15 protein-coding genes are annotated in these 12,490 nt (G+C 65.9%); 12 read left to right on the top strand and 3 right to left on the bottom strand.

The features are described 5' to 3' along the window. The 10 genes from AB2M62_RS11155 to tatC all read left to right on the top strand — a co-directional run bounded on the left by AB2M62_RS11155 (window position 1) and on the right by tatC (window position 8,891). Window positions 1-1,152 carry a DUF1501 domain-containing protein gene (locus AB2M62_RS11155; RefSeq protein ID WP_404333749.1) on the top strand — a complete coding sequence of 384 codons (1,152 nt, stop codon included), beginning with the start codon at window positions 1-3 and terminating at the stop codon, window positions 1,150-1,152. 88 nt (window positions 1,153-1,240) lie between these two features. Continuing rightward, window positions 1,241-2,962, top strand: a complete 1,722-nt coding sequence (argS, locus tag AB2M62_RS11150; RefSeq protein WP_404333748.1) for an arginine--tRNA ligase — start codon at window positions 1,241-1,243, stop codon at window positions 2,960-2,962. A 3-nt stretch (window positions 2,963-2,965) separates the two neighbouring features. Next, window positions 2,966-3,682 (top strand): SPOR domain-containing protein, encoded by a 717-nt coding sequence (locus tag AB2M62_RS11145; RefSeq protein ID WP_404333746.1) that lies wholly within the window; start codon window positions 2,966-2,968, stop codon window positions 3,680-3,682. 269 nt (window positions 3,683-3,951) lie between these two features. Further along, on the top strand, window positions 3,952-4,905 hold the full coding sequence (locus AB2M62_RS11140; RefSeq protein ID WP_404333744.1) for a DUF808 domain-containing protein: 954 nt from the start codon (window positions 3,952-3,954) through the stop codon (window positions 4,903-4,905). Beyond that, window positions 4,902-5,909: a beta-N-acetylhexosaminidase gene (nagZ, locus tag AB2M62_RS11135; protein ID WP_404333742.1), complete on the top strand. Its 1,008-nt coding sequence runs from the start codon at window positions 4,902-4,904 to the stop codon at window positions 5,907-5,909. The genes AB2M62_RS11140 and nagZ overlap by 4 nt, the downstream gene beginning before the upstream one ends. After that, on the top strand, window positions 5,909-6,640 hold the full coding sequence (locus AB2M62_RS11130; RefSeq protein ID WP_404333740.1) for a segregation and condensation protein A: 732 nt from the start codon (window positions 5,909-5,911) through the stop codon (window positions 6,638-6,640). Before nagZ ends, AB2M62_RS11130 begins: the two co-directional genes overlap by 1 nt. Then, on the top strand, window positions 6,637-7,215 hold the full coding sequence (scpB, locus tag AB2M62_RS11125; protein ID WP_404333738.1) for an SMC-Scp complex subunit ScpB: 579 nt from the start codon (window positions 6,637-6,639) through the stop codon (window positions 7,213-7,215). The genes AB2M62_RS11130 and scpB overlap by 4 nt, the downstream gene beginning before the upstream one ends. Before the next feature lie 109 nt (window positions 7,216-7,324). Then, the gene (locus AB2M62_RS11120) at window positions 7,325-7,573 is read left to right on the top strand and encodes a twin-arginine translocase TatA/TatE family subunit (RefSeq protein ID WP_404333736.1); all 249 of its coding nucleotides are present in this window, start codon (window positions 7,325-7,327) and stop codon (window positions 7,571-7,573) included. A gap of 65 nt (window positions 7,574-7,638) precedes the next feature. After that, window positions 7,639-8,118, top strand: coding sequence for a Sec-independent protein translocase protein TatB (gene tatB, locus AB2M62_RS11115; protein ID WP_404333735.1), 480 nt, complete (start codon window positions 7,639-7,641; stop codon window positions 8,116-8,118). Next, a complete protein-coding gene (gene tatC / locus AB2M62_RS11110) occupies window positions 8,115-8,891 on the top strand; it encodes a twin-arginine translocase subunit TatC (protein ID WP_404333733.1) in 777 nt (258 codons plus the stop codon). Before tatB ends, tatC begins: the two co-directional genes overlap by 4 nt. Before the next feature lie 56 nt (window positions 8,892-8,947). On the opposite strand, the gene AB2M62_RS11105 is transcribed toward tatC, so the two are convergent. The 3 genes from AB2M62_RS11105 to AB2M62_RS11095 all read right to left on the bottom strand — a co-directional run bounded on the left by AB2M62_RS11105 (window position 8,948) and on the right by AB2M62_RS11095 (window position 11,097). Next, window positions 8,948-9,082, bottom strand: a complete 135-nt coding sequence (locus tag AB2M62_RS11105) for an entericidin A/B family lipoprotein (protein WP_306097181.1) — start codon at window positions 9,080-9,082, stop codon at window positions 8,948-8,950. Between the two features lie 272 nt (window positions 9,083-9,354). Beyond that, a complete protein-coding gene (locus tag AB2M62_RS11100; RefSeq protein WP_404333732.1) occupies window positions 9,355-10,923 on the bottom strand; it encodes a sensor histidine kinase in 1,569 nt (522 codons plus the stop codon). Between the two features lie 9 nt (window positions 10,924-10,932). Further along, window positions 10,933-11,097 (bottom strand): NepR family anti-sigma factor, encoded by a 165-nt coding sequence (locus tag AB2M62_RS11095; protein WP_404333731.1) that lies wholly within the window; start codon window positions 11,095-11,097, stop codon window positions 10,933-10,935. 299 nt (window positions 11,098-11,396) lie between these two features. On the opposite strand from AB2M62_RS11095, the gene AB2M62_RS11090 reads away from it, so the two are divergent. Together AB2M62_RS11090 and AB2M62_RS11085 are read left to right on the top strand one after the other, a co-directional pair. Continuing rightward, on the top strand, window positions 11,397-12,194 hold the full coding sequence (locus tag AB2M62_RS11090; protein ID WP_404333729.1) for a response regulator: 798 nt from the start codon (window positions 11,397-11,399) through the stop codon (window positions 12,192-12,194). Window positions 12,195-12,263: 69 nt separating this feature from the next. Beyond that, a complete protein-coding gene (locus AB2M62_RS11085; protein ID WP_404333727.1) occupies window positions 12,264-12,398 on the top strand; it encodes a hypothetical protein in 135 nt (44 codons plus the stop codon). Window positions 12,399-12,490: the final 92 nt, after the last annotated feature.

The raw sequence follows: 12,490 nt of genomic DNA, 5'->3' as shown, positions 1-12,490 counted from the left end.
ATGGTCACGCGTCGCAACTTCGTCGCGCTCGGCGCATCGGCGGTTTTGGCCTCGGGGCTGGGGCCGCGCATGGTGTTCGCCCGTGCCGCCACCGAACGCCGCTTCGTCTTCATCATCCAGCGCGGCGCGGCCGATGGCCTCGGCACGCTGGCGCCGGTTGGCGACTCCGCCTTCGCCGCCCAGCGTGGTGCGCTGGCCGAGGATTTCGCCGCGGCGCCGCGGCTCGATTCGATGTTCGCGCTGCATCCGTCGCTGGCCGGCGTGCACCAGCTCTATCAGGCCAGGCAGGCATTGTTCGTCCACGCCGTCGCCTCGCCCTATCGCGATCGCTCGCATTTCGACGGGCAAAACGTGCTCGAGACCGGCGGCACCTCGGCCTATCAGCTCAAGGACGGCTGGCTCAATCGCCTGCTCACCCTGCTGCCCAAGGACGACAAGGCGATCGCGCTCGCCGCGACGATCCCGATGGCGCTGCGCGGCGGCGTCGAGGTCGCCAGCTATGCCCCCTCGGCGCTGCCCGACGCGTCGGACGATCTGCTCGCGCGCGTCTCGGCAATGTATCAGGGCGACGCGCAGCTCCACGGCATCTGGGAACAGGCGACTGCCACGCGGATGCTGACCAGCGATCTCGCTGCCGACAATGGCAAGAACGCCGCCGCCACCGGCGCGCTCGCCGCCAAGCTGCTGGCAGCGCCGGGCGGCTCGCGGATCGCCATGATCGAAACCGGTGGATGGGATACGCATGCCCAGCAGCGCGGGCGGCTGACCGGCCAGTTGAAGGGGCTTGACGCGATGATCGCCGGGCTCCGGCAGGGGCTCGGGCCGCTATGGGACGATACCCTGGTCGTCGTCGCCACCGAGTTCGGGCGGACGGTGAAGGTCAACGGCACCGGCGGCACCGATCACGGTACCGGCTCGGTCGCGATGCTGCTCGGCGGCGCGGCGCAGGGTGGGCGGGTGATCGCCGACTGGCCGGGGCTAAGCGACGCCGCGCTGTACGAGGGCCGCGATCTTAAGCCGACGGCCGGGCTCGACACCGTGCTGAACAGCGCGGTCGCGGCGCATTTCGACCTTCCGGTTCAAACCGCCGCGCGCAAGCTTTTCCCCGAGATGCAGAGTGCACGGCTGATGCAGGACCTGGTGCGCGCCTGAGTTGAAATCCAAGCGCTGAATCCGCAGATGTGGCGCATCCGCGCCGCATCCGCTAAGGCGCGCGCTTCCGCCAGCATTGGAACCGTGAATGACGCTCTACGCCCGTTTCGCCGCGCACCTGAACCTCGCCCTCGACGCGCTCGTCCTTGCCGGCGACCTTCCGGCGGGGCTGGAGCGCCGCGCGATCACGGTCGAGCCGCCGCGCGATCCCAGCCATGGCGATCTCGCGACCAACGCCGCGATGGTCCTCGCCAAGCCGGCGGGCACCAATCCGCGCGCGCTCTCGGAGAAGATCGCCGCCGAGCTGGAAAAGCTCGACGAAGTCGCCTCGGTCGCGGTGGCGGGGCCGGGCTTCATCAACCTGACGCTCACCGACGATACCTGGCGCGGCGAGCTCGGCGAGATCCTCAAGGCCGGCGACGCCTATGGCCGCTCGAGCGTCGGCGCGGGCGTCACCGTCAACGTCGAATATGTCTCGGCCAACCCGACCGGCCCGATGCACATGGGGCATTGCCGCGGCGCGGTGGTCGGCGATGCGCTTGCCTCGCTGCTCGAAGCGGTCGGCCACAAGGTCATCCGCGAATATTATGTCAACGATGCCGGCGGCCAGGTCGACGTGCTCGCCCGCTCGGCGCAGCTGCGCTATCGCGAGGCGCTGGGCGAGAGCATCGAGATCCCCGAGGGTCTCTATCCCGGCGACTATCTCAAGCCCGTCGGCGCCAAGCTCGCGGCAGAATATGGCGACAAGTTCGTCGGCGCGCCCGAAGCGGAATGGCTGTCGCTGTTCCGCAAGGAAGCCGTCGCCGCGATGCTGGTGATGATCCGCGCCGATCTCGCGCTTCTCGGCATCCATCACGACCTGTTCTCGTCGGAAGCCGAACTCCAGGCCGCGGGCAAGCCCGAACAGGCAGAGGCGTGGCTGCGCGAACGCGATCTCGTCTATGACGGCGTGCTCGAGGCGCCCAAGGGCGAGACGCCCGAAGATTGGGAGCCGGTCGAGCTGCCGCTGTTCCGCTCCACCCAGTTTGGCGATGATCAGGATCGCCCGATCAAGAAGTCGAACGGTGCCTGGACCTATTTCGGCGCCGATCTCGCCTATCACTTCCAGAAGGCGCAGGAAGCCGATCAGCTGATCGACATCTGGGGCGCCGATCATGCCGGCACGGTCAAGCGCATCGTCGCGGCGGTGCAGGCGCTGACCGGCGGCGAGACAAAGTTCGACGTCAAGCTCGTCCAGATGGTGCGGCTGCTGCGCAACGGCGAGCCGGTCAAGATGTCCAAGCGCTCGGGCAATTTCGTGACGCTGGCCGATGTCGTCAACGAAGTCGGCAAGGATGTGGTGCGCTTCACCATGCTCACCCGCAAGGCCGATGCGCAGATGGACTTCGATTTCGCCAAGGTGGTCGAGGCATCGAAGGATAATCCGGTGTTTTACGTGCAATATGCGCACGCCCGCGTCGCCTCGCTCGAGCGCAAGGTCGCCGAGGCCGGGATCGTCTGCACCACGCCGGACCTGTCCCTGCTTGATACAAAGGAGCTTGCGTTGGTCCAGCGCGCGGCGCAGTTCCCGCGCATCGTCGAGGCTGCGGCATCGGCGCGCGAGCCGCATAGAATTGCCTTTTATCTCTATGACATGGCGGCAGAGCTCCATGCGCTGTGGAACCTCGGCAAGGACGATGCGGCGCGCCGCTTCCTCGTTGCCGACAATGCGCCGCTCACCTGCGCGCGTCTTTTCCTGGCACAGGCAATCGGGCAGATAATCCGCAACGGCTTCGCGATCATGGGAGTAGAAGCCGTCCGGGAGATGTGAACGATGAGCGTACGCGGTGAAGGCTATGGCGACGATCGCCTGCCCTGGCTGGAAACGGTCGAGGACGAGTATCGCGCGCCGCGTACTGCGCCGGTGGGTCGCATCGTCGCGCTTGGGGCGCTATTGCTAATCATTCTCGCTGCCGCGGCAGGCGCATTCTATTGGTATCGCCACCAGGCGACCGGCGGCAACGGCGAACTGATCCAGGCGCCGCCGGGCGACTACAAGGTCAAGCCCGATGAGCCGGGCGGAATGAAGGTCGAGGGTGAGGGCGACACCGTGTTCGCCACCAGCCAGGGCGCGGCGAGCAATTCGAGCATCAATGTCGGCGCGCTTCCCGAAGCGCCCGTCGAAGGCAAGGTAGCGCCCAAGGCGAGCAGCGGCGCGCCGGCCACCAAGACCGCCAAGATCGAAGTGCCCAGCGCCTCCGCCGTCCAGGCGGGCAAGCCGGCCGCGGCGCAGATTGCAGCTGGATCGCCGGGATCGGGATCGCTGATCCAGCTCGGCGCCTTTCCCAACGAAGCCGGTGCCAATATCGCCTGGGCGCGGATTTCGAAGCGCTTTGCCTATCTCGCGCCGCTGGGCAAATCGGTCGAGCGCGCCGAGAAGGACGGCAAGGCGATCTTCCGCCTGCGCGTCAACGCCGGCAGCAACACCCAGGCCCGCGAGCTCTGCGGCCGCCTCAAGGTTGCTGGCGAGAATTGCTACGTCACCAGCTGATACCGTGACTGATGATGTATATGCATCATCGGTCACCTCCCGGCCTGATGCGCTGGCCATCGCGATCAGGGCGGTCGGAGTCGCCTAAGTATATAATAATAAGAAGAAATTATTGACCTTCTTCGGACTTGTTGCGCCAGTGTCCGCCCGTTCCAAAACGGCGTTTCGTGTCAAGTCCGTCAACCGACGTGCCCGATCGGCCTAGCCATCGCGCTGCTGGCCATTTAGGGCGGTCGCTTGCGCTTCGTACTGGACAATAGGGGACTTGGATGGCGGGCGGACTGGTTGCGCTGCTGGACGATGTGGCGGCGCTCGCCAAGCTGGCGGCGGCCTCGGTGGACGATGTCGCGGGCGCCGCGGGCCGCGCCGGGGTGAAGGCCGCGGGCGTGGTGATCGACGATACCGCGGTCACCCCGCGCTATGTTGTCGGCATCTCGCCCGATCGCGAGCTGCCGATCATCTGGAAGATCGCGGTCGGCTCGCTGCGCAACAAGCTGTTGTTCATCCTGCCGGTCGCCCTGCTGCTCAGTGCGATCGCCCCCTGGGCGATCACTCCGATCCTGATGGTCGGTGGCGCGTATCTCTCGTTCGAGGCCGCCGAGAAGATCATCGAAGCCCTGAGCGGCGTCCACCATGCCGAGGAAGTCGCGACGATCGAGGATCCCGCGGCGCTCGAGGCGCGGCAGGTCAGCGGCGCGATCCGCACCGATTTCATCCTGTCGGCCGAGATCATGGCAATCTCGCTCGCCGAGCTTCCGGCGCTGTCGCTGGGCCTGCGCGCCGCCGCGCTTGCGGCAGTCGCCTTCGCGATCACCGCGGGCGTTTATGGCGTGGTCGGGTTCATCGTGAAAATGGACGATATCGGACTGCATCTCAGCCAGCGCGGTTCGAGCATCGCACGTGCCACCGGCCATGGCCTGGTCCGGGCGATGCCGGTGCTGCTCTCGGCGCTCGCCAATATCGGTACGGCGGCGATGGCGTGGGTCGGCGGCGGCATCCTGCTCCACGGGCTGGAAAGCTTCGGCCTCGGCGCGATCCCGAAGGCGCTCCACCATTTCGCCGAGGGCGTGGCGCATGCCGTGCCGTTCGCGCAAGGGCTGGTCGCGTGGCTGGTGAACGCCATCGGCTCGGCGATCGCCGGACTGATCGTCGGCGGCATCATCGTCGGTCTGCTCCATCTGCTGCCGCGCAAGCATGCGCCTGCTGCGGAGACGCATGCATGAAGCCCGTCATCTTCGGCATAGCCGGCCTCACGCTCACCGCCGAGGAGCGTGCTTTTTTCCAGGACGCCGATCCGCTCGGCTACATCCTGTTCAGGCGCAATTGCGGTGACCGCGATCAGATGCGCGCGCTGACGGACAGCCTGCGCGATCTGAGCGGACGCGCCGACGTGCCGATCCTGATCGATCAGGAGGGCGGTCGGGTGTCGCGGATGCAGCCGCCCGAATGGCCGGAATTCCCTGCGGGGGTGGCCTTCGATCGGCTGTATGAGATCGGCCCGATCTCGGCGATCGAGGCGGCGCGCGCCAATGGCCAGGCGCTGGCGCTGATGCTCGCCGAAGTCGGGGTCAACGTGAACTGCGCGCCCTTGCTCGATGTGCGCCAGCCCGAAGTGACCCCCGCTATCGGCGACCGCGCGTTCGGTGGCGATCCGATCCGCGTCGCCGCACTTGGCCAGGCGATGCTCGAGGGCATGCGTCGCGGCGGCGTGGTTGGCGTGGTCAAGCACATGCCCGGCCATGGCCGCGCGCTGGTCGACAGCCATTATGATCTGCCGCGCGTAAGTGCCGATGCCGCGGCGCTGGAAAGCGATATCGAGCCGTTCGCGCGTCTCCATGACGCGCCGATGGCGATGACCTGCCACGTCGTGTTCGACGCCTGGGATGCCGATCGCCCGGCGACGCTCTCACCCATGGTGATTTCGGAGATCATCCGTGGGCGGATCGGTTTCGATGGGTTGCTGATGACCGACGATATCGACATGAAGGCGCTGTCGGGGACTGCCGGTGAGAAGGCGTCGCAGGCGTTGGCCGCCGGGTGTGACGTGGTGCTCGACTGCTGGGCGCGGATGGAGGAAATGGTCGAGATCGCCGGCCTGATCGGCGAGGCGACCCCGGAATGCCGCGTGCGGCTCGATCGCGCGATGGCGAGCGTCGCCGCCGGGCCCGAGCCCGCCGATGCTGCAGCCCTGCTGGCCAAGCGCGACGAACTGCTTAAGCTGGCCTGATGGACACGGCGCCCGAGACGCTCAAGATCGATATCGACGGCTGGGAAGGCCCGCTCGACTTGCTGCTGGCACTCGCGCGCAACCAGAAGGTCGATCTCCGCCAGATCTCGATCCTCCAGCTGGTCGAGCAATATCTCGGCTATGTGAACGCCGCGCGGGAATTGCGGCTGGAGCTTGCCGCCGATTATCTCGTGATGGCGGCGTGGCTGGCGTACTTGAAGTCGGCGCTGCTGCTGCCGCGCAATCCTGAGGAGACGCCGAGCCCCGAGGAACTGGCGCTGCGGCTCCAGCTCCGTCTCGAACGGCTCAATGCGATGCGCGAGGCCGGCGCGCGGCTGGTCGCGCGCGATCGGATGGGCCGCGACGTCTTCCCGCGCGGTGCGCCGGAAGGGCTGCGCGTCGTGCGCAAGGGGCGGTATGAGGCCGAGATCTACGATCTGATCGCCGCCTATGGCCGGATCAGCGCGCGTACTCGCCCGGTGCTCCATGTCGTGGCGCAGCGCGATGTGATGACGCTGGAGGAAGCGATCGAACGCGTCGCGGCGCTGATCGGGACGCGGATCGAATGGAGCACGCTGCACAGCTTCCTGCCCGAAGGCGCACGCGGCACCTATGCCAAGTCGGCGCTGGCTTCGTCCTTCGTCGCCGCGCTCGAACTCGCGCGGCAGGGCAGGGTCGAGATCCGCCAGCAATCGGCATTCGCGCCGCTCTATCTCAAGGCGTCGGCATGACGCCGCCCGATGCGCTAGTCCGCGCGGTCGAAGCGGTGCTGTTCGCCGCCGAGGCGCCGATGGGGATTGACGAGATCCGCGCGCATGTCGGCGCCGAAGCCGATGTCCGCGCCGCGCTTGTCGAGCTCGAAGCATTTTATGCAGGGCGGGGCATCGAGCTGGTCCGGCGCGGCGAGCGCTGGCATTTCCAGACTGCCGCCGATCTGGCGCACCTGCTGCGCCGCGACCGCGAGGAGGCCCGCAAGCTCAGTCGCGCCGGCATCGAGACGCTGGCGATCATCGCCTATCACGAGCCGGTCACGCGCGCCGAGATCGAGGCGATTCGCGGGGTGCAGATCTCCAAGGGGACGATCGACGTGCTGATGGAAGCAGGCTGGGTACGCCCGGCCGGCCGGCGCGAGGTTCCCGGGCGGCCGCTACTTTATGCCACGACCGCCGGCTTCCTCAGCCATTTCGGCCTCGCCAGCCGCCGAGACTTGCCGGGAATCGACGATCTCAAGGCCGCGGGGCTGCTCGACCCGGTCGACCTGGCGTTGGAACTATTGGAAAGCGAAACTGTCACGGAAGGCGAATAGGGGCTCGCAGGCGGCTCCGGGGGGAGCCGATCCGATCTTTCGGGGCGATAGGCCCGTTGCCGTAACTGCGCGCTGCGCCTAGATAGGCAGCGATACGAGGAGAATTTCAATGGGTAGCATGAGCCTGATGCACTGGCTTATCGTCGGTGTCCTGGTCATTCTGTTGTTCGGCGGCAGCCGTTTCTCCAACATGATGGGCGACGTCGCCAAGGGCATCAAGCAGTTCAAGAAGGGCATGGCCGAGGACGACGAGGAGACGAAGCCCGTCCCGCCGACGCGTCTCGAAGGCAAGCCGACGCCGGCTCCCGAGCAGGTTTATCAGACCGAAGCCGAGCGCGCCCGCGAAGAGCAGCGCTGAGCGCTCTCGTTTCCCCGTTTGAATTGCGTGGCGCCCGCGGGGCGCCACGCGCGAGGCACTGCTGAATGTTCAACGTCGACCCGACCGAATTGCTGCTCGTCGCCATCGTGGCGCTGCTGGTGATCGGTCCCAAGGACCTGCCGCGCGCAATGCGCTTCGTCGGCAAATGGGTGGGCAAGGCGCGGGGGATCTCGCGCCAGTTCCGCGCCGGGATCGACACGATGATCCGCGAGTCCGAACTCGCGGAGATGGAAAAGCAATGGGCCGCCGAGAACGAGCGGATCATGCGCGAGCATCCGGCCCCGGCCTTGCCTTCGCCCGAGCATGACGCCGTTACCGTGCCGCAAGAAGGCGATGCGCCGCCGGTGATGGTCGAGCAGCCGATGATCCATGACGTCGTCGCCGAGGAGCCGCAACTGGCGCTGGAGCCGGCTGCCGTGGCCAAGCCCAAGCGGCCGCGCACACCCAAGGCCGCCCCTGCCGAGGCCGGGGCGGTCCCGAGTGAAGCAAAGACGGCGCCTGTCGAGGATGGTGCGGCATCGTGAACGAAATCGACGATAGCCAGGCGCCCTTGCTCGATCACCTGATCGAGCTCCGCAAGCGTCTTCTCTGGTCCGCCGGGACGCTGCTCGTGGCGTTTTGCGGCTGCCTCTATTTCGCGCGGGGGATCCTGAGCTTCCTGGTGGCACCGCTGAAGTCCGCCGGTCAGGTCACGATCATCAACACGGCGGTGACTGGCGGCTTCATCGTCGAGCTCAAGGTCGCGTTCTTCGCGGCGCTGATGCTGTCGTTTCCGGTGATCGCCAACCAGCTGTGGCAATTCGTCGCGCCGGGGCTCTATCGCAAGGAGAAGCAGGCGCTGCTGCCGTTCCTGATGGCGACGCCGGTGCTGTTCCTTGCCGGCGCCTCGATGGCCTATTTCATCGCGATCCCGGTGGCGTTGAAGTTCCTGCTCGGGTTCCAGGGCGAACTGGGGGGCGGCGTGCAGCAGACCGCGATGCCGGAGGTCAACGAATATCTGAAGTTCGTCATGCAGTTCATCTTCGGCTTCGGGCTCTCGTTCCTGATGCCGGTGCTGCTGATGCTGCTCGAGCATGCCGGGATCGTCACCTTCGAGCAGCTGAAAGGTGCGTGGCGCTATGCCGTGGTCGCCGCCTTCGCGCTGTCAGCGGTGCTGACGCCGCCCGATGTCGGCTCGCAGCTGCTGCTCGCGGTGCCCTTGGTCGCGCTGTATTTCCTGGCGCTGGTAGCGATCTGGTTCACCCGCAGGCGGCGGGATCGCGCTTCCGAAGCCGAGGCGGAGACGACCGCCTCCTGATACGAAAAACCCCTCCGCGACGCGGAGGGGTCTCGATCAAGCCTGAAGGCCCGGTCCTACTTGGCGTCGTCGGCGGTCTTGGCGACGGTGTCGCCGGCCGAGGAAACGTCGCGGCCAACACCTTCGACGGTGTTGCAGGCCGAAACCAGGATGGCACCGGCAAGCGCGGCGCACGTCAAAATCTTGCGCATGGAAAGTCCTCCAGAACTACTATTGGCGGGTGAGAAATGCATGGCGGCGCGAGATCGTTCCGCAATCACATCGGATCGAGCGGACCGCGCGGCGGAAAATCTTAACGATGTTGGAAAGTGTTAGGCCCGGAAGCGTCACCGGGGGGAGGGTTGACGCTTCCGGGCCCATGTCTTGGATAGCGAGAGCGGGGGGCAAAAGGTCACTATCCGAAGTATAGAACCCGCTTCCCAGCACAGGGTTCCCGGCTCTTCGCACTTTTTTCGGATTATTTTTAAGGGCGCCCGTTGATCGCGATGACGGCCTCATAGGCGCCGACAAGCGGATCGTGATGCAGCTTGGTGCGCAGTTGCCGGGCTAGCCCCGCCATTACCCGCGCGTAGCGGTTCTCGAGCAGGTCGTTCATCGCCGGGCTCTCGACAAGCGCCGGGGAATTGACTCGCAACGTCGCGCGGTCCTCGCCTTCGATGCCCTTGATCGAGATGCGCAGCTGCGCCGAGGGATTGCAGTTCATCGCCAACTCGACGATCTCGGTGATCAGGAACGAGACTGCGGTGGCAACATCCTGGTTCACCAGCAGCGGCTCGATCTCCAGCGTGATCCCCAGCCGAGCGGCCTGGTCCGGGGCAGTGGCGCGGATATTGGCGGCGAGTTCGCCGACCACCGAGCGCAGCTCGAGCCCGCGATTTTCCTCCATTTCGGCATAATGGTTGCGGTGGACCACCGCGAGCGCGTCGACGCGGCGCTGGATCGAGGCATAGGCCTCGGTGGCCTCGGCGCTCTTGGCGCCGCGGGCGTGGAAGTTGATCAGGCTGGAGATGACCTGGAGGTTGTTCTTGACGCGGTGATGGACCTCGCGAGTCAGCTTGGTCTGGCGGACCAGCCCCTCTGCGAGATCGGCTTCGTGCGCCTGGACGGTGCGGGTGATGTCGCGGAAGGTGTCGCTGAGCTCGCGGATCTCTTGCGCAGGCATCGGGCCGAAGCGTTTCATGTCGATGACTTCGCCGGGCTGATAGCTGCCAACGCTGCGGCGCAGCCGGCGCAGCGGGCGGATCAACAGCCGGTCCACGACGAACCAGCTGATTCCGGCCGCCGCGAGCAGCATGAGCACCAGCAGCACAGTGGTGACGACGAGCGGATTGGTGATTGGCGCGCCCGGCATCGACATTTCGAGTGAGAGATCGTCGAGCGACAATTCGCTGTCTACCCGGTCGGGCCGGTCGAGTGCGCCGCCGGCGGGAAGCTTGCGCAGGACAAGCTTGTCGTCGCCGCGCACGATTGCTGCACCATATTCGGGAACGAAGCCGGTGGGTCGCGCGAGCGTCGCGAGCGACGCTACCGGATAATAGGCAGTTGCGCGCATCCCGGAGATACCGCCGATCCGCACTACCATGGCGTCGGGCAGAAGGCTTGCTGCGACTTGTGACGGGCGTATCTCGCTGCCGCCGGGAAGCGCAAAACGTTGGCCGCAGAGCAGCTTGCCATGGGCGTCGACGATCGCGAACCGCACGCCGCCCTGCGCGGCGAAGGTGCCGGCGAGCTGGGTGCAGCTCGGCGCGTCTGCGGGGTTCTGTTCTAGCGCGGCGAGCGTCTGGCTCAGCTGGCTGACATGGTTGGCGAGCACGCTCTCGACGACGCTCGAACTTTCGCCGGCGATTGCGCGGAGCCGGGCACGCGCCTCGGTATCTGCGTTGCGCGCGGTCTGAAGGGTGGTGAAGAAGGCGATGAGCGCGAGGGGCAACAACGAAGCGACCAGGATCAGGAAGACCTTGGCACCGGTAGGCGTACGGCCCAGCGTCGCCGCGGGTCCTTTGGATCGCGGCTCCGGAATGCTGTTGTTCATGAAAGGGAGTTAGTCGAGCTTTTTGAGCAGGTCGAGCAAATCGTCGGGCACGGTTTCGCGAACGGCGTCGTCATAGGCCTGGCGCAACGCCTCGCCTACGTTGCGGCTCGGCTTGCCTTCGGACCCGGCCTTTTGCTTGGCGGGAACTTTTGTCTCGTCTTTAGCGGAACGCACCAATTCCCCCCTGAGGACCCGGGTTGAGTCCGGGACCCGGACTAATGATCGACTGCCACCGGGCGCAACGAGCGCCCGGCATAAAGCCATGGCGCCATAGCGCAAGAGAGCGCGTGCGCCTTTATCGGAACGCGCAAACGCTCCGTGGCTTGGGCGATGAAACTAAATAGCGGGTCGATTGTTCCACACACGATGCGAAATCCGGGGAGGGGTTCCTTCGGGTAGCAGAATTGATTGCAAAGGTACGGCACGGGCGCGACAAGCGGGCCTTGCCGACCTCGAAGGAGAAACGTTCGCTTATGTCGCTTGGACAGCAACTCGCGCCTCATCTTCCCCTGTTGCGGCGCTATGCCCGTGCGCTGACCGGCAGCCAGGCCGAAGGCGACCGTTACGTACGTGCCGCGCTCGAGGCGATCGTCGCCGCGCCCGACCAGTTCCCGCGCGATGTCGACCCGCGTCTGGGCCTTTACCGCACCTTCCAGGCGATCTGGCAGTCGACCCATCTTGAAGAAGAAGATGTGTTCGAGGACAGCTCCAACGAAAACGAAGCGATCGCCCGCCGGCGGCTTGCCCGTCTCACGCCGCTGTCGCGCCAGGCGCTGCTGCTGACCACGGTCGAGGGTTTCAGCATCGAAGATGCCGGCTTTCTTATCGAAGAGGAGGCTGACGCCGTGCAGAAGCTGGTTGCCGAGGCAGTTGCGGAGATCGAGCGCCAGACGCGCACCCGCGTGATGATCATCGAGGACGAGCCGCTGATCGCTATGGATCTCGAGCAGATCGTGCGCGATCTGGGCCACGAAGTAACCGGCGTCGCCGTCACCCGCGACGAAGCCGTGGCGCTGGCGATGGAAGACCGGCCAGGCCTGGTGCTGGCCGACATCCAGCTTGCCGACGACAGCTCGGGCATTGATGCGGTGAAGGACATCCTCGCCGAATTCGCGGTGCCGGTGATCTTCATCACTGCCTTCCCCGAACGGCTGCTCACCGGCGAGCGCCCCGAGCCGACCTTCCTGATCACCAAGCCCTTCCAGCGCGAGACCGTGAAGGCGACGATCAGCCAGGCTTTGTTCTTCGATCAGGCTACCGTTCCGGCCTGAATTCGCAAAAAAACCGTTTTGGGTTCCATATGATACGGACCCAAAACGGTTCTTGCGGGTTCTAGGGTCATGGCCGAGAATGATGAAATCCATCTGAGCACCGATCGCGCCCGTGCCGGGGCCACCCCGGGCATGACGCGCTACATATTGGCGATCTCGCTGATCCTGATTCTGGTCGCCTTCGGCTTCATTCTCTGGTCCTGACCTTTCGGGAGCCACAGGTTTATGCTGGCAATCGCGCACGCGACGCCTATCTCCATTCCCAGTCGCTCTTCACGCGCAATTGAACGGGATCG

It is taken from the genome of Sphingomonas sp. MMS12-HWE2-04, from assembly GCF_044881185.1.
GTDB lineage: Bacteria > Pseudomonadota > Alphaproteobacteria > Sphingomonadales > Sphingomonadaceae > Sphingomonas.
Note: the sequence above shows the minus strand (reverse complement) of the source record. Positions and strands in the feature narration are given on the sequence as shown.